Annotated in this window: 23 protein-coding genes; 3 read left to right on the top strand and 20 right to left on the bottom strand. The window is 53.9% G+C overall.

Annotated elements, in window-relative coordinates:
- Nucleotides 1-211: 211 nt before the first annotated feature.
- A complete protein-coding gene (narP, locus tag BGE37_RS03675; RefSeq protein WP_001113637.1) occupies nt 212-859 on the top strand; it encodes a nitrate/nitrite response regulator protein NarP in 648 nt (215 codons plus the stop codon).
- A gap of 212 nt (nt 860-1,071) precedes the next feature.
- Here the strand turns inward: narP and ccmH are convergent, their stop codons facing one another.
- Genes ccmH through napF form a run of 15 tightly spaced genes read right to left on the bottom strand, consistent with a single transcriptional unit; the run spans nt 1,072 to nt 13,211 of the window.
- Nucleotides 1,072-2,124 carry a cytochrome c-type biogenesis thiol:disulfide oxidoreductase CcmH gene (gene ccmH, locus BGE37_RS03670; RefSeq protein ID WP_105287786.1) on the bottom strand — a complete coding sequence of 351 codons (1,053 nt, stop codon included), beginning with the start codon at nt 2,122-2,124 and terminating at the stop codon, nt 1,072-1,074.
- On the bottom strand, nt 2,121-2,678 hold the full coding sequence (gene dsbE / locus BGE37_RS03665; RefSeq protein ID WP_000824439.1) for a thiol:disulfide interchange protein DsbE: 558 nt from the start codon (nt 2,676-2,678) through the stop codon (nt 2,121-2,123). Before dsbE ends, ccmH begins: the two co-directional genes overlap by 4 nt.
- A complete protein-coding gene (gene ccmF / locus BGE37_RS03660) occupies nt 2,675-4,618 on the bottom strand; it encodes a cytochrome c-type biogenesis heme lyase CcmF (protein WP_000982453.1) in 1,944 nt (647 codons plus the stop codon). Before ccmF ends, dsbE begins: the two co-directional genes overlap by 4 nt.
- Nucleotides 4,615-5,094, bottom strand: a complete 480-nt coding sequence (gene ccmE, locus BGE37_RS03655; protein WP_001026418.1) for a cytochrome c maturation protein CcmE — start codon at nt 5,092-5,094, stop codon at nt 4,615-4,617. The genes ccmF and ccmE overlap by 4 nt, the downstream gene beginning before the upstream one ends.
- Entirely contained in the window at nt 5,091-5,300 is a 210-nt protein-coding gene (gene ccmD, locus BGE37_RS03650) for a heme exporter protein CcmD (protein WP_032184639.1), read from the bottom strand. Before ccmD ends, ccmE begins: the two co-directional genes overlap by 4 nt.
- A complete protein-coding gene (gene ccmC, locus BGE37_RS03645) occupies nt 5,297-6,034 on the bottom strand; it encodes a heme exporter protein CcmC (RefSeq protein WP_001295447.1) in 738 nt (245 codons plus the stop codon). Before ccmC ends, ccmD begins: the two co-directional genes overlap by 4 nt.
- Before the next feature lie 41 nt (nt 6,035-6,075).
- Nucleotides 6,076-6,738 (bottom strand): heme exporter protein CcmB, encoded by a 663-nt coding sequence (ccmB, locus tag BGE37_RS03640; protein ID WP_000971730.1) that lies wholly within the window; start codon nt 6,736-6,738, stop codon nt 6,076-6,078.
- Nucleotides 6,735-7,358, bottom strand: coding sequence for a cytochrome c biogenesis heme-transporting ATPase CcmA (gene ccmA / locus BGE37_RS03635; protein ID WP_077756993.1), 624 nt, complete (start codon nt 7,356-7,358; stop codon nt 6,735-6,737). The genes ccmB and ccmA overlap by 4 nt, the downstream gene beginning before the upstream one ends.
- Before the next feature lie 12 nt (nt 7,359-7,370).
- Nucleotides 7,371-7,973: a cytochrome c-type protein NapC gene (gene napC, locus BGE37_RS03630; protein WP_000528376.1), complete on the bottom strand. Its 603-nt coding sequence runs from the start codon at nt 7,971-7,973 to the stop codon at nt 7,371-7,373.
- A gap of 9 nt (nt 7,974-7,982) precedes the next feature.
- Entirely contained in the window at nt 7,983-8,432 is a 450-nt protein-coding gene (napB, locus tag BGE37_RS03625) for a nitrate reductase cytochrome c-type subunit (RefSeq protein WP_000835174.1), read from the bottom strand.
- Nucleotides 8,429-9,292: a quinol dehydrogenase ferredoxin subunit NapH gene (napH, locus tag BGE37_RS03620; protein WP_000013499.1), complete on the bottom strand. Its 864-nt coding sequence runs from the start codon at nt 9,290-9,292 to the stop codon at nt 8,429-8,431. Before napH ends, napB begins: the two co-directional genes overlap by 4 nt.
- On the bottom strand, nt 9,279-9,974 hold the full coding sequence (gene napG, locus BGE37_RS03615; RefSeq protein ID WP_000091291.1) for a ferredoxin-type protein NapG: 696 nt from the start codon (nt 9,972-9,974) through the stop codon (nt 9,279-9,281). Before napG ends, napH begins: the two co-directional genes overlap by 14 nt.
- Nucleotides 9,975-9,980: 6 nt before the next feature.
- On the bottom strand, nt 9,981-12,467 hold the full coding sequence (napA, locus tag BGE37_RS03610; RefSeq protein ID WP_000778067.1) for a periplasmic nitrate reductase subunit alpha: 2,487 nt from the start codon (nt 12,465-12,467) through the stop codon (nt 9,981-9,983).
- Nucleotides 12,464-12,727, bottom strand: coding sequence for a chaperone NapD (gene napD, locus BGE37_RS03605; RefSeq protein ID WP_000557378.1), 264 nt, complete (start codon nt 12,725-12,727; stop codon nt 12,464-12,466). The genes napA and napD overlap by 4 nt, the downstream gene beginning before the upstream one ends.
- Entirely contained in the window at nt 12,717-13,211 is a 495-nt protein-coding gene (gene napF, locus BGE37_RS03600; RefSeq protein WP_000686723.1) for a ferredoxin-type protein NapF, read from the bottom strand. The genes napD and napF overlap by 11 nt, the downstream gene beginning before the upstream one ends.
- A 108-nt stretch (nt 13,212-13,319) precedes the next feature.
- Between napF and BGE37_RS25795 the strand changes: the two genes are divergently transcribed.
- Nucleotides 13,320-13,484, top strand: coding sequence for a hypothetical protein (locus BGE37_RS25795; RefSeq protein ID WP_269218578.1), 165 nt, complete (start codon nt 13,320-13,322; stop codon nt 13,482-13,484).
- Between the two features lie 113 nt (nt 13,485-13,597).
- Complete coding sequence (gene eco, locus BGE37_RS03590; protein WP_000712250.1) at nt 13,598-14,107, top strand: serine protease inhibitor ecotin; 510 nt, start codon at nt 13,598-13,600, stop codon at nt 14,105-14,107.
- Between the two features lie 262 nt (nt 14,108-14,369).
- On the opposite strand, the gene mqo is transcribed toward eco, so the two are convergent.
- The 5 genes from mqo to apbE form a co-directional block, all read right to left on the bottom strand.
- Nucleotides 14,370-16,016: a malate dehydrogenase (quinone) gene (gene mqo, locus BGE37_RS03585; RefSeq protein WP_105287784.1), complete on the bottom strand. Its 1,647-nt coding sequence runs from the start codon at nt 16,014-16,016 to the stop codon at nt 14,370-14,372.
- A 217-nt stretch (nt 16,017-16,233) separates the two neighbouring features.
- Nucleotides 16,234-17,877, bottom strand: coding sequence for a microcin J25 efflux ABC transporter YojI (gene yojI, locus BGE37_RS03580; RefSeq protein ID WP_105287783.1), 1,644 nt, complete (start codon nt 17,875-17,877; stop codon nt 16,234-16,236).
- A 75-nt stretch (nt 17,878-17,952) separates the two neighbouring features.
- Nucleotides 17,953-18,603, bottom strand: a complete 651-nt coding sequence (gene alkB / locus BGE37_RS03575; RefSeq protein ID WP_105287782.1) for a DNA oxidative demethylase AlkB — start codon at nt 18,601-18,603, stop codon at nt 17,953-17,955.
- A complete protein-coding gene (gene ada / locus BGE37_RS03570; RefSeq protein ID WP_032303392.1) occupies nt 18,603-19,667 on the bottom strand; it encodes a bifunctional DNA-binding transcriptional regulator/O6-methylguanine-DNA methyltransferase Ada in 1,065 nt (354 codons plus the stop codon). Before ada ends, alkB begins: the two co-directional genes overlap by 1 nt.
- Before the next feature lie 73 nt (nt 19,668-19,740).
- Nucleotides 19,741-20,796 carry an FAD:protein FMN transferase ApbE gene (gene apbE / locus BGE37_RS03565; protein WP_105287781.1) on the bottom strand — a complete coding sequence of 352 codons (1,056 nt, stop codon included), beginning with the start codon at nt 20,794-20,796 and terminating at the stop codon, nt 19,741-19,743.
- Between the last annotated feature and the right edge of the window lie 99 nt (nt 20,797-20,895).

Here is a 20,895-nt window from a genome sequence, read left to right as displayed (position 1 = left end):
ATGTATTGTGATTGATTTTTTAGTTGTTTTTCTTGATGGGAAGTTGATGCAAAATTCCATATTTATAATGAAAATGATGCGAGGGTGAACTACTGAGCTGTACTTTTCACTACATGTCCATACATAAAATGGGGTAACATTCACGCGCCTGGTAGCGTTTCCAACGCTACGCTCAAACATAATGATTCTAATAAAACCTCAGGAGACTACTATGCCTGAAGCAACGCCTTTTCAGGTGATGATTGTGGATGATCATCCACTTATGCGACGCGGTGTTCGTCAGTTACTGGAGCTTGATCCTGGCTTTGAAGTGGTCGCCGAAGCGGGCGACGGCGCGAGTGCTATCGATCTGGCGAATAGACTGGATATCGACGTGATCTTGCTGGATCTCAATATGAAAGGTATGAGTGGCCTGGATACCCTCAATGCCTTGCGCAGGGATGGCGTTACCGCGCAAATTATTATCCTGACCGTATCAGATGCCTCCAGCGATGTGTTTGCGCTGATAGACGCAGGCGCAGACGGTTATCTGTTGAAAGACAGCGATCCGGAAGTGTTGTTGGAAGCGATTCGTGCCGGAGCGAAAGGCAGCAAAGTCTTTAGCGAACGCGTCAATCAGTACTTACGTGAACGTGAAATGTTTGGCGCGGAAGAAGATCCCTTCAGCGTGCTGACGGAGCGCGAGCTGGATGTTCTGCACGAGCTGGCACAGGGACTGTCAAATAAACAGATTGCCTCGGTGTTGAATATTTCCGAGCAGACAGTAAAAGTACACATTCGCAATCTGCTGCGTAAACTCAATGTCCGCTCACGCGTGGCGGCCACCATTCTGTTCCTGCAACAACGTGGGGCACAATAAAAAAATAGCCCGATGGATTTACCCTCGGGCTGATATTGATGACAAACGCAAAACTGCCTGATGCGCTACGCTTATCAGGCCTACGCGGATCGAGCAATGTATTGAGTTCGCACGATTTTGTAGGCTGAATAAGGCGTTTACGCCGCATCTGGCATAAACAAAGCGCACTTTGCCATCAGTCTGGCCCGATGGCATCACCATCGGGCTTGTTCTTATTTACTCTCCTGTGGTGATAAGTGTTGCATCGCCTGCGCGATACTGCGTTCAATCACCGCACGGCGAGTATCGTTGGCAGGTAAGAGTTTCAACATCATCTCCCACGCGGCAACGGCTTCGCCAAATCGCTGCTGCTCAAAGGCATTGAACGCATACATGCTTAACACACGGATATTGCTGTGGTCGCTTCTTACTAACTGGCGTAGCAGTTCACCACCCAGGCGGTTGTCGTTGGGATCAGATGAACGTGTCAACGCTTCAGCGTATCCGAGTGCAGCATCGCTGTTCTTCGGATCGAGGCGATACGCAGTGGCGTATGCATCGGTGGCAATACTGGCGTTACCCAGCGCCATGCCAACGCGGCCCAACATAATCCAGCCTTCTATATCTCCCGGATTTTTTTGCAGTTGAGTACGCATCCCCAGCGCAAGGCGGGACATCTCTTCTTCGTTGAGCGGCTCAGCTTTCGGATCCAGCGCCCTGTCCAATAACGCCGGCGCCTGTGCCGTGGCCTGCTGCCAAATTTTCACCTGCTGATAATTGCCGGTCTGGTAGTAGCTGACGCCAGCCACAATTAACGCCACCACAATACCCGGCAGATAAACAACATATCCGGCACGCTTACCTTCCGGCACGCTTTGTTCAGGAAACGCTTCCGGCACCACGCGTACCCGACGCCGCGAGCGGGCGTAAATGACCCAACCGCCAATGCCAATAGCCACCACCGGTAGCACCCACAGCAGAACGGTCAGCGGCGTTAACGGCGGGTCGTAAGTGACGAAGTTGCCGTAACGCGCCACCATATAATCGACAATCTCTTTCTTACTTTTACCTTCCTGCATCAGTTCATACACTTTCTGGCGCAGGTCGGTGGCAATCATCGAGTTGGAATCGGCAATGCTGTTGTTCTGGCATTTCGGGCAGCGCAGTTCTTCAGTAAGCTGACGAAACTGTTGTTCCTGTGCTTCATCTTTAAACTGCAACACGTCGATGGTCGCCAGCGCTGAGCCGGAGATCATCAGCATCAGCACGCCCAATAAAAACCTCATTGTGCGGCCTCCTTACTGTATTTCTCCCACAGCGGCTTGATCTCTTCTTCCCAGACGCGAGGATTGAGATCGCCCGCATGGCGATAGCGAATGATGCCGTTGCCGTCGATGAGGAACGTTTCTGGCGCGCCATAGACACCGAGATCCAGCCCTAACATGCCGTCGCCATCAAACAGGCTTAACGCGTAAGGATTGCCCAGCTCTTTCAGCCAGCTGATCGCTTTCTGGCGATCGTCTTTATAGTTCATGCCAACTACGCGGATGCCCTGCGCAGAAAGCTGATTCAGATATTGATGTTCCGCACGGCAGGTCGGACACCAGGTCGCCCAGACGTTAAGCAGCACTGGTTTGCCCTGAGTCAGCACATCCGCCTGATAAAACTGCCCCGGGTTGTCCAGTGATTCGAGGCGAAACTTTGGCACCGGCTTGCCAATGAGCGCCGATTCCAGATTGGTCGGATCATCCCCTTCGGCATTACGTGCCAGCTGCCACAGCAACGCCGCGGCAATCGCCAGGAAGATAATCAAAGGAATTAACAATACTTTGCGCTTCATACAGCCTCCGGCGCAGTTTTTTGCGGGCTTACGCGCTTACGATAGCGAGGATCAAACAGGCACAGCAGCCCGCCCAACGCCATCATCAGCCCGCCCGCCCAAATCCAGCGAACAAACGGTTTGTAGTAAAGACGCACAGCCCACGCGCCGTTTTCCAACTCTTCACCGAGAGCTGCGTACAGGTCACGCGTGATGCCGCCGTCAATCGCCGCTTCGGTCATCATCGACCCGGCAGTGTTGTAATAACGTTTTTCCGCATACAGCACCGTTTCCGGCTTGCCCTCTCGCGTTACGCCGATAGTCGCCACACCACCACGCCAGTTCGGACCAGTCACTTCTTTGACATCACGGAAGGTGAAGCGATATTCATGAATATCGACGCTATCACCGGACTTCATGCGCACATCACGCTCAACGCTATAGTTCTGGCTAAAGGCAATACCAACAATTGTTACCGCCAGCCCCAGGTGAGCCGCCACCATGCCCCAATAACTAAAGGTGGTTTTCGTGCCGCGTGAAATACGCAGCGCAGCTTCCGCAATCGCCAGCACTGCAATCCAGCAGGCCATAGCCAGGCCGAGCACCGTCATCGCCACAACTTTACTTTCGAACAGCCACGGCAACAGCAGAGACAGCACCAGCGTAGAGATGAAGGCGATAATCAATAAATTGCGGATTTTACGTGGGCGATCGCGCCCCCAGCGCACCAGTGGACCGACACCAAGCAGTAGCGCAAACGGCACCATCAGCCAGGTAAACATAGTGTTGAAGAACGGTTCACCTATCGAAATACTGCCCAGCCCAAGTTGCTTATGCACCAGCGGCAGCAGCGTCCCCAGCAATACCACCAGCATTGCGGCGACCAGCAAAACGTTGTTCGCTAACAGCAGAGATTCCCGCGACCACAGCGCATTGTTTACGCGTGAGCGAACTTTGTGTCCACGCGCGGCAAACAGCAGCAGCGAACCGCCAATCACCAGCACCATAAAAGCGAGGATAAACATACCGCGCGCCGGATCAGACGCAAACGCGTGTACTGATACCAGCACGCCGGAACGCACAAGGAAAGTCCCCAGCAGACACAGCGAGAAGGCACTGATTGCCAGCAGTAATGTCCACGCTTTGAAGCTGGCACGCTGTTCAGTGACCGCCAGCGAGTGCATCAGCGCAGTACCCACCAACCACGGCATAAATGAGGCGTTTTCTACCGGATCCCAGAACCACCAGCCGCCCCAGCCGAGTTCGTAATAGGCCCATGCGGAACCGAGCACAATGCCGAGCGTCAGGAAGATCCACGCCGCCAGCGTCCACGGACGGGTAAAGCGTGCGTAAGTGCTGTCCAGACGCCCACTCAGCAAAGAAGCAATGGCAAAAGCAAACGCCACCGAGAAACCAACGTACCCCATATAGAGCAGAGGCGGATGGAAGATCAGCCCTGGATCCTGCAACAGCGGGTTAAGATCGCGCCCTTCAATCGGGAAGTTCGGCAACGTGCGTGAGAACGGGTTAGAGGTAAAGAGAATGAACAGCAAAAAGCCGACACTGACCATCCCCATTATCGCCAGTACACGGGCCACAATATCCAGCGGAATACGCTGACTAAAAATCGCCACCGCAAATGTCCAGCCGCTCATCAGCAGCACCCACAGCAGTAGCGAGCCTTCATGCGCACCCCAGGTTGCCGCTACGCGATACCACACCGGAAGCTGGGTATTGGAGTTGCTGGCAACATAGGTGACAGTAAAGTCATTCACCACGAAAGCATTGACCAGCACCAGAAATGCGCCAGCCACAGACATAAATAGCAGCCATGCAAACAAGCGCGAAGAAGCCATCATGCGCGCATCCCCGCGCGCCACGCCCCATAGCGGATACACGGACAGCAACAGCGCAATTCCTAGCGCCAGGCACAGCAGTCCGTTACCAATTTCTGGCATCATGATGCTGGGTCCTTATAAACACTCGCCGGGCGACGGTGATTAGCTTCCATCGCTTTCTCGACTTCTGGCGGCGTGTAGTTTTCATCGTGTTTCGCCAGTACTTCTTTCGCGAGGATATGATTACCTTTTTCCAGTTCGCCCTGCACCACTACGCCCTGCCCTTCACGGAACAGATCCGGCAAAATGCCTTCGTAAGAGACATCTACTGAACCTTCAGCGTCGTAAATGGTGAACGTTACTTTCAGCGAATTGGGATCGCGCTGCACACTACCCGGCATCACCATCCCGCCAACGCGCAGACGCTGACCGACTTCCGGCATCTGTTGAGTTTCACGCTTGCCGTAGAGAATTTCCCCCGGCGTATAAAAAAGATCGATATTCGAGCGCAGCGCATACAACACCAGGCCGATAGTCAGTGCCAGCCCCGCCAGCACGGCACAGGCAATCCACAAGCGGTTTTTACGGCGAATATTCATGCAGCCTCCTGCTGTTGCGCAGCACGTAAACGCGCCTCACGCGCCCGCTGTTGCGCCACGCCACGCAGAATTGCGCGATGCTGCATCACCGAATGCACGACCAAAGCCACCAGCGGAATAACGGTCATCACCACCGCCAGCCAGACAAAAAAGGCGTAACCGCCCATTGCGAAAAATTCATTCCAGGAAGCAAATGCAGGGGTCATTTACGGCCTCTTTTCAGTATCAGTTCACTCACCCACGGACGGCGTTTTTCCATCAGCAAAATCAAATTACGCATCCGCATCAGCGTCAGCGTGGCAGACAGCAGCAGGAAACCAAAAATCGACCAGCGCAGCGGCGAACGCATTGCCGGATCAATACTTTGCTGCATCCGCGTTGATCCTTGATGCAGGGTGTTCCACCACTCCACGGAGTAATGAATAATCGGCAGGTTCACCACGCCAATCAGCACCAGAATACCTGCCGCACGGCCTGCCAGACGGCGATCGTCGAAGGCGTGCCACAGGGCAATCACACCCACATACAAAAACAGCAGCACCAGTTCAGAAGTCAGGCGTGCATCCCATACCCACCAGGTGCCCCACATCGGTTTTCCCCATGCAGAGCCGGTAACCAGGGCAATAAAGGTAAACACGGCACCAATGGGGGCCATCGCCGCCACCGCCAGGTTGGCCATTTTCATCTGCCAGACCAGGCCAATAAACGCCGCCACCGCCATTGATGCATAAATGCCCATAGACCAGATCGCCGCAGGCACATGCAGGTAGATAATGCGGTAGCTATTTCCCTGCTGATAATCAGCCGGAGCAAAGCCGAATCCCCAGATCCAGCCGACGGTAAGCACGACCACACTGGCAATTGCCAGCCACGGTATAAACCAGCCACAGATTTGATACAGCCGTGGTGGGATCGCCAGTTGATGCAGTGTTTTCCACATAGTTTCGATACCAGACTCGAACAAAAATCAGTAATCCAGCGTTATTGAATGCTGATTCGTAACGCTGCCGCCGTCGCAAAAGGACTTAATGTCGCGGTGCCTGCCAGCAACGCGCCTAAAATTGCCAGATACCCATCAACGGGCAAATGCATAGAAGCCGCGTCCATCGCGGCGGTGGCAAAGATGAGTAATGGGATAGTCAGCGGTAACACTAGTATGCTGAGCAGCACACCACCGCGCTTAAGTCCCACTGTCAGCGCCACGCCCGGCGCACCGAGAAAACCAAGCGTTGGGGTTCCCAGCAGCAGCGTCAGCGCCATCACTTGCCAGCCATAAACATCCATTCCCAGTAGCATTGCTACCAGAGGCGAAAGGATGAGTAACGGCAGACCGGTTACCATCCAGTGCGCCATCACCTTCGCCAGCACAACGGCGGGCAAGGGTAACGGCAACAACATCAATTGTTCAAGACTGCCGTCCTGCAAATCGTCACGGAACAGTCGCTCGAGTGCCAGCAAGGATGAAAGCAGCGCGGCAACCCAGATAATGCCCGGCGCAATACGCGCCAGCAGTTGCGGCTCCGGACCGATACTGAGCGGAAAAAGGGTAATAACAATCAGGAAGAACCACAGCGGGTTAGCGATTTCGGCGCTATGGCGAAACGCCACGCGCAGCTCAAGACGGAAAATGCGCCAGAACATCATGCGCCCCTAGTATGCGTCAGAGAAATGCGGCGAATTTTACTTTCAGCAACGTTGAGCGGCTGGTGGGTAGTCAGAATCACAATCCCCCCCTGCTCCGTATGCTGCGCCATACGCTGGGTCAGACGATCGACGCCGTTGACGTCAATCGCGGTAAAAGGCTCGTCGAGGATCCATAACGTGGCACGGGTCAGCCACAGACGCGCTAAAGCGACGCGGCGTTGTTGCCCGGCAGAAAGTTGATTTACCGGAATATCTTCGAATCCGGCAAGCCCGGCCTGCGCCAGGGCTTCCAGACATTGTGCGGTATCGCCATCGCGATGATAAAAGTGCAGATTTTCTAACGCCGTCAGCCGGGTTTTGATCCCCGGCTGATGGCCTATCCATAACAGGTTTTGATGGTAGCTGTCGCGTACCTGATGCAAGGGCTGCCCTTGCCAGAGAACGTCACCCGCGTCAGGGCGAGACAACCCCGTCAGCAAGCGGAGAAGCGTTGTCTTCCCCGCGCCGTTGCTGCCGGTGATTTGTACCCACTCGCCTGCGTTCAGCGTAAATGACAAACCACTAAATAAGGTTCGTTCATCCCGCTCGCAAAGTAACTCTCTGGCTTCAAGCATACCCACGCAATAACCCTGTTAAAAACCTGGCTCGACTTCGCGCATATCGGGCAGCTTGTGCGCTATCCCTTTATGGCAATCAATACAGGTTTGCCCATCTTTCACCGCCTGGTCGTGCATCTTAGCGGCAACTGATTTCTGGGCGGTTGTATCCATATACTCGAAGTTGTGACAGTTACGACACTCCTGCGAGTTATTGTCCTTCATGCGCCGCCACTCATTCTGTGCCATCGTCAGGCGATGAGCTTCAAATTTCTGCGGCGTGTCAATAACGCCAAAAATTTTACCATACAGCTCTTTACTTGCTTTGAGCTTGCGTATCATCTTCGGCACAAACTCGTGCGGAACGTGACAATCCGGACAGGTCGCACGGACGCCGCTACGGTTGTTGTAGTGCACGGAATCCATGTATTCCTGATACACCGTGTTACGCATTTCGTGGCAGCTAATGCAAAACTCTTCAGTGTTAGCTTTTTCCATCCCGGTGTTAAAGCCGCCCCAGAAAACGATACCGCCAACAAAGCCGATCAACAGCAGCGTCCCCAGTGCCAGACGGCTGGGGGTACGCCACCATTTCCACAGGCGCTTAATCAGACCAGGCTTACGGTCAGAATTTCCCATAATAACCTCTTATTTCCCGTAACCTTTTGATGGGGTAAAGGTATTCCCCACGATTGGCGCGGTATCGGCCTGCGGTACGTGACATTGCAGACAGAAATAACGACGCGGAGCCACTTCTGCGCCCACTTTGCCGTCGCTGTCCATAAAGTGAGTAGGACTGATGCGCGGCGCGCCAGTGGTGCGATAGCTTTCGACACCGTGGCACTGCAAGCAGCGGTTGGTATTGGTCGTTACCTGATAACCTTCAACGCTATGCGGGATCATTGGCGGCTGATTCACATAGTTCAGCGGCATCCGATCCTGCTCTTTTGGCATCCGAATGGCCCCTTCCTGCGTCCCGGATACTTCCGGCGACTGGCTAAAATCGACGCCATTAGCCGCCCAAACCGCGCCGCTTACCACCAGGGCCAGCATCGCCGTCCATTGACACAGCGCTTTCTTCAGGTCATGGCTTTTCATGATTTCGCTCCCGAACTCCATCGTGTAGTTATTGTAAATACATCCTCAGAACAGACATCCACGCAGCGACCGCACGTCATGCAATCGCGGCTGGTGACCTGCACCGGGCTTTGTTCATCCAGCACCGGGGCACGTAGCACATGCGGTTCCGGGCAAACATGAAAACAATCCATACAGCGGTTACATTTCTGCCGATCGGTGGCCGCAACGGTAATCACACCTTTACTACCCAGCACGCCATACAGTGCACCAACCGGACAAATGTGCCCGCACCAGCCGTGTTCAACGACCAGTAGATCAAATAAAAACAGCGCGAGAATAAGCAGCGCGCCGCTGCCGAAGCCCATTACCAGGCTACGCCCCATCAGGGAAACGGGGTTGATCCATTCCCAGATGAGCGTGCCAGTTAAGGCCGATCCCACCAGAATGATCACCAACAGCACGTAGCGAATGTGGCGAGGGATCGTCGCAGACTGATTGAGGTCAAATCGTCTGCGTAACCAATTTGCTAAGTCGGTAATCGGGTTCAGCGGGCAGACCCAGCTGCAAAATAATCGCTTTCCTGCCAGGGCGTAGAGCACGGTGATAATCACCGCACCAGTCAGCGCTACCGTGGCAGGCAGATGACCGCTGGCAAGACTTTGCAGCGTCATCAGCGGATCGGTCAGTGGAACGGTGTCGAATAACAGGCTACTGCTGTAGTTGCCGTGCAAGATCCACACACCAAACCACGGACCGCTCAAAAACATCCCCAGCACGAAGAACTGACAAAGGCGACGCAGCACCAGCCAACGGTGACTGCGCCACCAGCCTTTTTTCTCCAGCGCCTCGCGCCCGGCGTCACGTTTACGATTTGCCATTGTTCCCCTCCAGCCAGCCGAAGCGGTAATGGTGACCTAACTCCCCTTTCGCCAGTGACAGCGGTAACACCTTGATTGCGGGTTGTTCCAGCACGCACACTTTTTCGCACTTACCGCAGCCGGTACAGGCGTCGCTGTGAACCGTCGGCAGAAAACGGGCGTGCTTACCGGTACGCGTGTTACGCTCCAGCTCCAGGGTGATTGCCTCATCAATTTTCGGGCATTCGCGATAGCAAACATCGCAGCGCAGCCCCTGAAAGTTGAGGCAGTTCTCCTGATCCACCAGCACCGCCAGCCCCATCCGCGCGTCGTCGATCGATTCGATCTCTCGATCCAGCGCACCGCTCGGGCACACTTTGGCGCACGGAATGTCCTCACACATTTCGCAAGGAATATCCCGCGCGACAAAGTACGGCGTACCTGCCGACAGGCCAGAGGCCAGTGTCGCCAGTTTTAAGGTGTCGTAAGGGCAAGCCTGAACACACTGACCGCAACGTACGCAGGCACTGGCAAAGGCGTTCTCGTTTATGGCTCCGGGCGGGCGCAACCGCACACCAGATGCGCGTGCGGTTTGCTGTTGTAACCCCAGCGCCACACCCACGGCAGCCAACCCGCCAGCTGTGCGAACGACATCGCGCAGAAAGCGGCGGCGACCATTTTGAGGTTTCGCTGACCGGGACATAATGGCTTACACCTTCTCCAGTTTGACCGCACACTTCTTGAAGTCCGTCTCTTTCGAGAGCGGATCGGTCGCATCCAGCGTCAGTTTGTTAACCAGCTGTGCGGCGTCGAAGAACGGCATATACACCAGGCCCTGCGGCGGACGGTTACGACCGCGCGTTTCAACAATCGAGATGACTTCGCCACGGCGAGAAACCACTTTCACTTTGTCGCCACGACGCAGATCGCGCGCTTTCGCATCCAGCGGATGAATAAACAGGACCGCTTCCGGGAAGGCACGGTGCAGTTCCGGTACACGGCGAGTCATACTGCCGGTGTGCCAGTGCTCCAGGACACGCCCGGTAGAGAGCCACAGATCGTACTCTTCATCCGGTGCTTCCGCCGCCGGTTCGAACGGCAGTGCGAAGATCACCGCTTTGCCATCCGGTTTACCGTAGAACTTGTAGCCTTCACCCGCTTTCACGTACGGGTCGTTACCTTCGCTATAACGCCACTGCGTTTCTTTACCGTTAACCACCGGCCAGCGCAGACCGCGCGCTTTGTGGTAGTCATCGAACGGCGCGAGATCGTGACCGTGACCGCGACCAAACCATGCATACTCTTCGAACAGCCCTTTTTGCAGATAGAAGCCCAACTCGCGGGATTCATCGTTCAACTGATCTTCTGCCAGTTCGGATACCGGGAATTTGCTCACTTCCGGGGTGGCATACAGAACCTCATACAGCGTTTTGCCACGCAGTTCCGGTTTCTTCGCCAGCAACTCTTCCGGCCACACTTCTTCAGTTTTGAAGCGGCGGGAGAACTGAACTAACTGCCAGAGATCCGATTTCGCTTCGCCCGGTGCCTGTACCTGCTGACGCCAGAATTGAGTACGGCGTTCGGCGTTACCGTAAGCACCCTCTTTTTCTACCCACATTGCGGTCGGCAGGATCAAGTCGGCTGCCAGCGCACTGACTGTCGGATACGGATCGGAAACGATGATAAAGTTGCGCGGATCGCGCCAGCCCGGCATACGCTCTTCATTAATGTTCGGCCCGGCTTGCATGTTGTTGGTACACATGGTCCAGTAAACATTCAGTTTGCCGTCTTTCAGCGCACGGTCCTGTGCCACCGCGTGCAGGCCGATTTTCGCCGGAATGGTGCCGCTCGGGATATTCCACTTCTTCTCGCAGATATCACGGTGTTTCTCATTGGTCACCACCATGTCCGCAGGCAGACGGTGAGCAAAGGTGCCCACTTCTCGCGCAGTACCGCACGCGGAAGGCTGCCCGGTCAGGGAGAACGGACCGCAACCCGGCTGAGAAATTTTGCCAGTCAGCAGGTGCAGGTTGTAGACCAGGTTGTTGGCCCACACGCCACGGGTATGCTGGTTGAAGCCCATCGTCCAGTAGGAGATGACTTTCTTGTTCGGATCGGCATACAGCTGCGCCAGTTGTTCTAACTGGTCTTTCGGCACGCCGGTCATTTCAGCGGTTTTTTCCAGCGTATACTCAGCAACGAAGGCTTTGTAATCTTCAAAGCTCATCGGCTCGGAAGCGTCAGAACCTGGATTCTTCGCTGCTTTTTCCAGCGGATGGGTCGGACGTAAACCGTAGCCGATGTCCGTCGCCCCTTTGCGCAGGTTAACGTGTTTGCTAAAGAAGTCCTGATTTATCGCGTTGTTTTGAATGATATAGTTGGCGATGTAGTTCAGGATCACCAGGTCAGACTGTGGCGTAAAGATGATGCCGTTATCCGCCAGCTCGAAGCTACGATGCTGGTAGGTAGAAAGCACCGCCACGGTGACGTTCTGGTTAGAGAGACGACGGTTGGTGATGCGCGACCAGAGAATCGGGTGCATCTCCGCCATGTTAGCGCCCCACAGCACAAACGCGTCAGCCTGTTCGATGTCGTCATAGCAGCCCATCGGCTCATCCATACCAAAGGTACGCATAAAGCCAACTACCGCCGACGCCATACAGTGACGCGCGTTCGGGTCGATGTTGTTCGAACGGAAGCCCGCTTTGAACAGCTTGGACGCGGCATAACCTTCCCAGATAGTCCACTGACCAGAACCGAACATACCGATCGATTCCGGCCCTTTTTCTTTCAGGGCAGTTTTGAATTTTTCTTCCATCACATCGAAGGCTTGATCCCAGGTGATTGGGGTGAACTCGCCTTCTTTGTCATATTTACCGTTTTTCATACGCAGAAGCGGCTGCGTCAAACGGTCTTTACCGTACATGATTTTGGGCAGGAAATAGCCCTTAATGCAGTTCAGGCCACGGTTAACCGGTGCGTCCGGGTCGCCCTGACAGGCCACCACACGCCCCTGCTGCGTTCCGACCAGAACGCCACAACCAGTACCGCAGAAACGGCATGGTGCTTTATCCCATTTAATGGCTTCCTGCTGACCAACAACGGCGCGGGCAACGCCCGGCACGCTGAGACCGGCAGCCGCCGCAGCGGCCGCAACGGCGTTAGCTTTCATAAAGCTACGACGACTGAGTTTCATGGTGTTTCCTCACCTTGCTCTTCCTGCTGGTGATAAACCAGCGACACCGCCAGCACGCCCTCTACGTTGCGTACTGACTCAATGGTTTGGATCAGCGTTTCGCTGTCTTCTGCTTCCACCACCACAATCAACTGACCGCTCGGCGCGTCGCTGACAGCGACTTCACAGCCGGGAAAGGCGTTCAGTTGGGTGCTGATGTCTGAAATTCGTTCGCTTTTGGCCTGCACGACCAGGCTGCAAACTTGCCAGTTAGTGTGCATGGAGATACTCCGCAGTTATGGCTGATACCGGACAGCTGGCTGCACATGCTCCACATCCGTTGCAAAGTTGGCTATTAAGTTGCGGCTGGTAGATCCCGGAGAGCGTCGGGCGAAAGATAATTGCCATTGGCTCACAGCTATCCTGACAGCGACGGCATTCAACTGACTGATACGCCAGGCACGCGTCCCCAATGGTGAACTGCAAATCCCAGGCCCTGGTGTGGCGCGGAGAAAATAGCGATTCGGGGCAAGCTTGCGCGCAGGCATAACAGAAGCTGCACTCGTTATTTTTGAAATTAACGCTCGGATAGCCCCCCGCGCCGCGTTGCAGAATGTTGTTTTCACAAGCATTAATACAGGCGTCACAGCGGGTGCAATGGGTCAGAAAATGAGATTCATCACCGGACCAGGGCGGACGGATACCGTTACTGGCTTTGCGCCAGCGACCAGTGAGTATGCCCCGACGGGATGCATCAATCTTCACATTGACCTTCCATCATTAACGCGCTCTGAAAATTGAGAGCGACCAAATAAACCGCATAATTAATAAGCCATTTTTATAGCCGCTAAGATATTAAAGGATGTGTCAAAGATGCATACCCCGATCGAGGTAAAACCTGTAGCAGGATCAAAAGAGTGGCGGGAAGCGTGGCAAAAACGGGCTTTTGCTCACATTTCAAATGGTTATAAAAATATTTATATAGCGATTAATTCACCAGAGATATTTCTACTGGTTTGTTCTCTCGTCAGAATTTAACACTAAAAGAGCAGGTAAAATTGTCTGAATGTTCTTTAAGTTATTCATAAAGCAAATTAATAAATCTGATGAATATGTTAACCTTCAGCGACATCATCGGTGAAAACCTATAAATGAAGAAGGAAAGCAAAAAAATGAAGACCATTCTACCTGCAGTATTGTTTGCCGCTTTCGCCACCACTTCCGCCTGGGCGGCAGAGAGCGTCCAGCCACTGGAAAAAATCGCGCCTTATCCACAAGCTGAAAAAGGCATGAAGCGCCAGGTGATTCAGTTAACCCCGCAAGAAGATGAATCTACCCTGAAAGTAGAACTGTTAATCGGTCAGACGCTGGAAGTCGATTGCAATTTGCATCGTCTCGGCGGGAAGCTGGAAAGCAAAACGCTGGAAGGCTGGGGCTATGATTATTACGTCTTTGATAAAGTTAGCTCGCCGGTTTCCACGATGATGGCCTGCCCGGATGGCAAGAAAGAGAAGAAATTTGTCACCGCGTATCTGGGCGATGCTGGAATGCTGCGTTACAACAGCAAGCTGCCGATCGTGGTGTATACGCCAGACAATGTAGATGTGAAATACCGCATCTGGAAGGCGGAAGAGAAAATTGACAACGCGGTAGTCCGCTAAACTGCCGTGAAGTGTGGCACCCCGTAGGTCGGATAAGGCGGTCACGCCGCATCCGACATCTAACGCCCAAGCCGGTTGACTGATGCGACGCTGGCGCGTCTTATCAGGCCTACACCGCTGTGAAGTGCTCCACCCCGTAGGTCGGATAAGGCGGTCACGCCGCATCCGACATCTAACGCCCAAGCCGGTTGACTGATGCGACGCTGGCGCGTCTTATCAGCATACGCCACATCCGGCATAACATGCCGGATGTGGCACATCATTACAACGCAATATCCGCCACTTCTTTATGAACGGGTTGCGGTTTCAACTGCGGTTTCGGCGTATTATCTGCTGCCTGCGGCTTGTCGTATTTCAGCCCCAGCACTTCGCTGGTGTACTGCAACTCGCGTTCGGTTGCCGCCACATCACCATTCAGCTTGCGTCCATAAGACGGAACAATCGCTTTCAGCGTGGCCTGCCATTGTGGGCTTGAAACGCGATCGCCAAATACTTTTTCCAGCAGATTCAACATAATCGGCGCGGCGGTTGACGCCCCTGGCGATGCCCCCAACAACGCGGCAATGGTCCCTTGCTGGTCACTGACCACTTCGGTACCCAGACGCAGTACGCCACCTTTCTCGGCATCACGCTTGATAATCTGCACGCGCTGCCCCGCTTGCCACAAACGCCAGTCCTCTTTTTTCGCCTGCGGATAGTACTCTTTCAACGCTTCAAAACGATCCTCTTCACTCAACATCACCTGACTCACCAGATATTTCACCAGATCGAAATTATCCAGCCCAACGTGCATCATCGGCATCACGTTTGAGGTGGTGGTGGAACTCAGCAGATCCCACAATGAACCGTTTTTGAGGAATTTGGTTGAGAAGGTGGCAAATGGCCCAAACAGCACGACGCGTTTACCGTCCAGAACACGGGTATCGATATGCGGAACCGACATCGGTGGCGCGCCAACGGATGCTTTACCGTAAACCTTCGCCAGATGGTGATTAACCACGTCCGGGTTTTCCGAAACAAGGAACTGTCCGCCCACCGGGAAACCGGCGTAGTCTTTCGCCTCCGGAATCCCCGATTCCTGTAACAGTTTCAACGCCGCACCGCCCGCGCCGATAAAGACAAATTTGGCGCGGATGTTCTGTGCAGTGCCGTTTTTCAGATCGGCAACGGTGACGGTCCAGCTGTTATCGTCATTACGCTTTAGGGCGCGGACTTCGCTGCTGAGTTGCAGCGAGAAGTTAGATTTCTTCTGTAAGGAGGCGATCAACTGGCGGGTGATCTCGCCATAGTTCACATCAGTGCCAATTTCTGTGCGTGTTGCCGCTACTTTCTGTTGCGGATCGCGCCCTTCCATCACTAATGGTGCCCACTCCTTGATCTGCGCGTGATCTTCAGAGTAACGCATGCCACGAAACAGCGAGCTTTGTTGCAATGCGGCGTAACGGGCGCGCAGGAAATTGACGTTATCCTCGCCCCAGACAAAACTCATGTGCGGAACGGTATTGATAAATGAACGCGGAGTACGCAGTACACCGCGCTCGACCTGGTGCGCCCAGAACTGGCGGGAAATCTGAAATGCTTCGTTAATGGCGACTGCTTTTTCAATACTGATGCTGCCATCGGCGTTTTGCGGGGTGTAATTGAGTTCCATCAGTGCAGAATGCCCGGTTCCGGCGTTGTTCCAGCCGTTCGAACTCTCCTGCGCGACACCCTCCAGGCGCTCCACCATGGTCATCGACCATTCAGGCTCCAGCTCGCGTAAATAGGTCCCCAACGTGGCGCTCATAATGCCGCCGCCAATCAACAGTACATCAGTTTCCTGCTCCTCGGACGCTTTCGCTTTTGCCGTCATCGAAACGGCATTAAGCCCCACGGCCATCGAGAAGAGCATGGCAGTCACTTTTTTCATCTTGTTAATGCCTTACTTTTAGTCGCTTTATTGCAGGTGAGATTTGCGCGGCATCAACGGTAACACTTAAGTAACAACATTTAAATAATGTTTATAAATTATATTCCAATTTTAGAAACATTATAATTTCGTTGATTAATTATAGGGTTATTAGAAACGAAGGGTTTTTTAGAATATTGACCTGGCGGCAGCAGTCCGCCAGGTCAGCGTCGAAATATTACGCCGTCCGGGCAACGGCATCACGCGAAGCAGCATCGCGCTCTTCACCTGTCAGCTCGCTAAGTAGCCCGTTGCGCATTTCCAGCAGGCGGTCAGCGTGGATAAAGTAATGATCATCATGACTGATGGCGAAAATCGTTTTACCCATCTCCTGCATCAGCGGCAGCAGCACCTGATAAAACTCACGACGGAAGTGTGGGTCCTGATCCGCCGCCCATTCATCCAACAGGATAATATCGCGTTCTTCTGCCAGCGCCAGCAACAGCGCGACGCGTTTTTTCTGCCCTTTTGATAACTTCAGGTTAACAATACGCCCGTTGCTTAACTCAAGCTTATGAGCCATTTTCAGCTGCGCCAGCCACTTCTCAACCAGTTGCGGGTTAGCAGGTTTCCCCTCCGGCCCCAGCAGTTGATCAAACAACCAGACATCGGTAAACACTGCCGAAAACAGTTTGCGATAATCTTCCGGTTGTTCGCCGCTGACAGGTTTGCCATCCAGCAAAATTTCGCCACTTTGTGGTTGATACAAGCCCGTCAGCAACATCGCCAGTGTCGATTTCCCGCTACCGTTGCCGCCAATCAGAAACAGCAGTTCGCCACGTTTAATGGTGAGGTTAATCGGCCCAACGGAAAACGCGTTATCCTGATAAGCAAACGTAACATTGCGCAGCTCCAGCGTTTGCCAGTTGGGAAACGTCTGCGGACGCGGAAACTCTGCTTTGAAAGGCGCGAGTGCGAATTTATTCAGCTTGTTAAACGCCACCTGCGCCGTCAGCAGCGTCGGTAATGCGCCAACCGCCGAAAGCAGCGGCGTACGCAGGAATAACAGCGTTAGCGAATAGGTCGCGGCAACGTTGGTATCAGCCCAACCGAGACTGTTCGCCATCCAGAACACCAGGCCGATTGCGCCCAGCATCATGATGTTTGACCAGTTCACAGCACTAAGATGGAAGGTGTCTGCGCGGATGATATGATGGCGATACTCTTGCGCATCAGGAATGTAGAGGTTGTTAAACACATACTCGGCGCGTTCACGGTTAAGAGTCAGCTCTTTGCGCCCTTCGAGTACAGTTTGAAAATCCGTGTACAGCTTGTCTTCGGTTTCACGCAGGGTCGCCATATGTTTGTAAACCCGCGCCACCAGTACAAAACCGCCCCAGATGGTGACCGCCATCCAGATAGCCGTTACCAGCAACATCTTGCCCGACAGCATCCACAGATACGCCGCCGAACCGATAGTGAGAATGATCCCCTGCACCAGTTCTGGCAGACGAACAAACGCAATAGTGATATTGCGCACATCGCTGGTTAACCCCGCCAGCAACGAGGCGCTACCGAGTTGTTCGATACGCTCGATGTGAGTATCCAGAATCCGCTTGATAAATTCGCTACGCAGTCGGTAAACGAAATGATGCCCCAGAGTGGTGAGCGCCAGTTGCGAACCTAGCGTCACCGCCATTAACAGCAGCAATAAACCGAGAAACTCCGGCAACACCAGCAGACTGGTATCCGCCGTTTCGATAAGGCGCTGATTGATAAAAGCAATTAAGCCAATGCCTAATGCCGCACTGGCGAGGCTTAGCGCCATCACACTGATAAATGGCCAGCGATACTGCCGCCAGACAAGTACAAGAAGTTCCATGCAAAAAACCCGGACAATGAATTACAGCCCGCAGTTTAAACATCTCCGCGCGCACAGCAATAATAATTCTTATTTTTATTCTTTTTTACCTGCCTGACGGAATGTCAGGTTGTAGCGGCAGTCGGCGGTGAGTGGATGAAAGCCCGCTTTCAACGGTTGAATGCCGTGATAAAACAGCCGCGATTCACCGCCCCATACCACCACATCGCCATGTTCCAGCAATAAACGTTTGAGCGGATCATTTCGTTTCAGGCCACCAAATTGAAAAATCGCGGGTAAGCCCAGAGAAACAGAAACTATTGGCGCACGCAGATCCGGTTCGTCTTTATCCTGATGCAGCGACAGTTTCGCGCCAGGAGCGTAGCGGTTGATAAGACAAGCATCTGGCTGGAAATCTGGATAGCCCGCCGCCGTCGCCGCACGTTGACATAAATCATGAAAACTCTGCGGCATGGCGGGCCATGGTTTATTTGTTTGCGGATCAATGGGCGAATAGAGATAACCTTGCCGATTGGTCGTCCAGCCCAGATGCCCACAGTTGGTCATCGCCACCGACATGGTATAACCGCCTGGAGTGACCATCTGGCGAAACGGCGACTGGCTGGCAACGTCATTAATATCGCGGATTAGTTGCTCCGCAGCGTTAAAAGCAAAACGGTGCAAAATCACCGCACCAGCCGCCAGTGGCTCTTGCCACGGTTCAGCATCGGCAAACAGATCCAACATTACCTCTCCTCATTTTCAGCTTCACGGCGCAGCAGTTGCGCTTTGCGCGACACGCCCCAGCGGTAACCGGAAAGTGTGCCATCACCATGGACTACCCGATGACAGGGTATTACGATAGCGAGCTTGTTGGCTGCACAGGCGCTGGCAACGGCCCGTACCGCTTTCGGTTTGCCGATGGCGTTCGCCAGTTGCTGATAACTGACGGTTTCACCACAAGGTATCGTGCGCAGTGCCTGCCAGACTTGTTGCTGAAAAGCAGTGCCGCGAATGTCCAGCGGTAACGTCAGCGGCGTATCGCGTTGATTGAGACTGGCGATCACTTCACGCACATGTTGCTGAAACGTCAGATCGGCAGGCGCGTTGTCGGCAGCGGGAAACATCTGCTGCAACTCGCTGATTAGCGTCGCGTCATCATCGCCCAGCAATATCGCGCAAATCCCCCGCTCGCTTTCTGCCACCAGGCAACGGCCCAGCTCACAATCAGCCAGCGCGTAACGCACCGCCAGATTTTCGCCACCATGACGGAATTGTTTAGCCGTCATGCCCAGCGTTTCGTCAGCTTTGCGGTAGTAACTGCTGCTGTCGGGGAATCCGGCGTTAAGAATAGACGTCGTCACGCTCTCCCCTTTCGCCAGCGATTCACGCAAACGGCGAGCGCGCCAGGCCTGTTGCCAGGCTTTAGGCGTCATTCCGGTAGTCGCTTTAAACAACCGATGCAGATGGAACGGACTCATCGCCACCTGGTCGGCTAAGGCTTCCAGCGTTACAGGCGTTTCCTGTTCCAGCAGTCGGCAGGCGTGGGTAATTTTATCAAGGCGATGTTGCCGGGGATTGGCTTTGTCTGGCTGACAACGTTTGCAGGGGCGAAATCCGGCGGCGAGTGCCTCGCTGGCATTTGCGTAGAAGGAGACATTTTCCCGCAAGGCATGTCTGGCTCGGCAAGACGGACGGCAAAAAATACCCGTGGTGCGCACGGCGAAAACGAATTCGCCGTCGGCGTTCGGGTCGCGGGCTAAGACAGATTGCCAGCGTTGATCGTCAGTTAAGCATGTGGCGTTTTTCATAATCAGCTCCCTGGTTAAGGATAGCCTTTAGTCTGCCCGGTCACCATCACGCAAAAACCAACAATCTTGCGCTTTAATTTTTTTCGCTCACCAGGAAGCTTTTAAACTGTGGCGACATCCAGGTTTTAAAGCTATCGCCCTCTTTGGTGATCATATAAACCGCCAGCCCTTCCCGGCGAACAACCTCTTTGGCTTTCTCCGGCCCAAGCACCATTAAGCCAGTATCCCAGGCGTCGGCTTCCAGCGCCGTCGGGGCAATCACCGTCACGGATACCAGATTGTGTTCGATGGGACGCCCGGTTTGCGGATCGATAACATGGGAAAGACGTTTGCCGTCCAGTTCGTAATAGTTACGGTAGCTGCCAGAGGTGCTAATGCCATGACCGTTGATATCCACCACGGCCTGAACCGCGTTTTCTTTATCAGTTGGTTTTTGAATCGCTACCCGCCACGGCTGGCCTTCACCGTTCATACCACGGCTGTTCAGCGCGCCGCCCACCGACACCAGATAGCGGGAAATCCCTTCCTGCTCCATCAAGCGTGCCAGATGATCCGCCGCATAGCCTTCGCCGACGGTGGAGAGATCGACATATAATTCCGGCAGGTCTTTTTGCAGATATTGCTGATGCGACTGATTAATGACCGTCAGGTGCTGTAAGCCGGTTTTGGCTTTCATCGCATCAATTTGTTCCTGGCTCGGAATTTGAACCGGCTGTTGTTCCGGGCCAAAGCCCCACAGATTCACCAGCGGCCCGACGGTTATATCCATCGCACCATCGGTCCTTGCGCCAATGCGCAGCGAGGTAGTGACGATATCGGCCATCGCTTCACTTACCGGCCACGGCGATAAACTTTGCGAGTCGTTAAATCGCATCAGCGCGGAATCTTTTTTATAGGTCGAAAGCAGCTGATCGTCAGCGTCCAGCTGGGTCTGAATCTTTTCTTTAAGTTCGGCACTGCGTTTGGCGTCAATGCCCGGAATGCTGGCACGCCAGAAGGTACCCATGGTTTTGCCTTCGAGAACGGTAACTTCAATAGCGTGGGTTTTGGCGGGTTGTGGTTTTTGATCGCAACCAACAAAGAAGAGCGCGGCAGCCAGCAGTGCCACGCGGGTAAAGCTTATTTCCATACGTGATTATCCTCATGCGAACGGTCGCAAGAGTACACCAAAAAACTGTGTTTGTACGCTGAAAACAATGAAAAAAGGGCCCGCAGGCCCTTTGTTCGA

It is taken from the genome of Escherichia sp. MOD1-EC6300, from assembly GCF_002965045.1.
In the GTDB taxonomy this organism is placed as follows: Bacteria; Pseudomonadota; Gammaproteobacteria; order Enterobacterales; family Enterobacteriaceae; genus Escherichia; species Escherichia coli_F.
The sequence above is the reverse complement of the archived record's forward strand: the minus strand, read 5'-3'. Positions and strand labels throughout refer to the sequence as shown.

Coding starts and splice junctions, on each gene's coding strand:
- narP (WP_001113637.1), top strand. CDS start 212: ATGCCTGAAGCAACGCCTTTTCAGGTGATGATTGTGGATGATCATCCA.
- ccmH (WP_105287786.1), bottom strand. CDS start 2,124: ATGAGGTTTTTATTGGGCGTGCTGATGCTGATGATCTCCGGCTCAGCG.
- dsbE (WP_000824439.1), bottom strand. CDS start 2,678: ATGAAGCGCAAAGTATTGTTAATTCCTTTGATTATCTTCCTGGCGATT.
- ccmF (WP_000982453.1), bottom strand. CDS start 4,618: ATGATGCCAGAAATTGGTAACGGACTGCTGTGCCTGGCGCTAGGAATT.
- ccmE (WP_001026418.1), bottom strand. CDS start 5,094: ATGAATATTCGCCGTAAAAACCGCTTGTGGATTGCCTGTGCCGTGCTG.
- ccmD (WP_032184639.1), bottom strand. CDS start 5,300: ATGACCCCTGCATTTGCTTCCTGGAATGAATTTTTCGCAATGGGCGGT.
- ccmC (WP_001295447.1), bottom strand. CDS start 6,034: ATGTGGAAAACACTGCATCAACTGGCGATCCCACCACGGCTGTATCAA.
- ccmB (WP_000971730.1), bottom strand. CDS start 6,738: ATGATGTTCTGGCGCATTTTCCGTCTTGAGCTGCGCGTGGCGTTTCGC.
- napC (WP_000528376.1), bottom strand. CDS start 7,973: ATGGGAAATTCTGACCGTAAGCCTGGTCTGATTAAGCGCCTGTGGAAA.
- napB (WP_000835174.1), bottom strand. CDS start 8,432: ATGAAAAGCCATGACCTGAAGAAAGCGCTGTGTCAATGGACGGCGATG.
- napH (WP_000013499.1), bottom strand. CDS start 9,292: ATGGCAAATCGTAAACGTGACGCCGGGCGCGAGGCGCTGGAGAAAAAA.
- napG (WP_000091291.1), bottom strand. CDS start 9,974: ATGTCCCGGTCAGCGAAACCTCAAAATGGTCGCCGCCGCTTTCTGCGC.
- napA (WP_000778067.1), bottom strand. CDS start 12,467: ATGAAACTCAGTCGTCGTAGCTTTATGAAAGCTAACGCCGTTGCGGCC.
- napD (WP_000557378.1), bottom strand. CDS start 12,727: ATGCACACTAACTGGCAAGTTTGCAGCCTGGTCGTGCAGGCCAAAAGC.
- BGE37_RS25795 (WP_269218578.1), top strand. CDS start 13,320: ATGCATACCCCGATCGAGGTAAAACCTGTAGCAGGATCAAAAGAGTGG.
- eco (WP_000712250.1), top strand. CDS start 13,598: ATGAAGAAGGAAAGCAAAAAAATGAAGACCATTCTACCTGCAGTATTG.
- mqo (WP_105287784.1), bottom strand. CDS start 16,016: ATGAAAAAAGTGACTGCCATGCTCTTCTCGATGGCCGTGGGGCTTAAT.
- yojI (WP_105287783.1), bottom strand. CDS start 17,877: ATGGAACTTCTTGTACTTGTCTGGCGGCAGTATCGCTGGCCATTTATC.
- alkB (WP_105287782.1), bottom strand. CDS start 18,603: ATGTTGGATCTGTTTGCCGATGCTGAACCGTGGCAAGAGCCACTGGCG.
- ada (WP_032303392.1), bottom strand. CDS start 19,667: ATGAAAAACGCCACATGCTTAACTGACGATCAACGCTGGCAATCTGTC.
- apbE (WP_105287781.1), bottom strand. CDS start 20,796: ATGGAAATAAGCTTTACCCGCGTGGCACTGCTGGCTGCCGCGCTCTTC.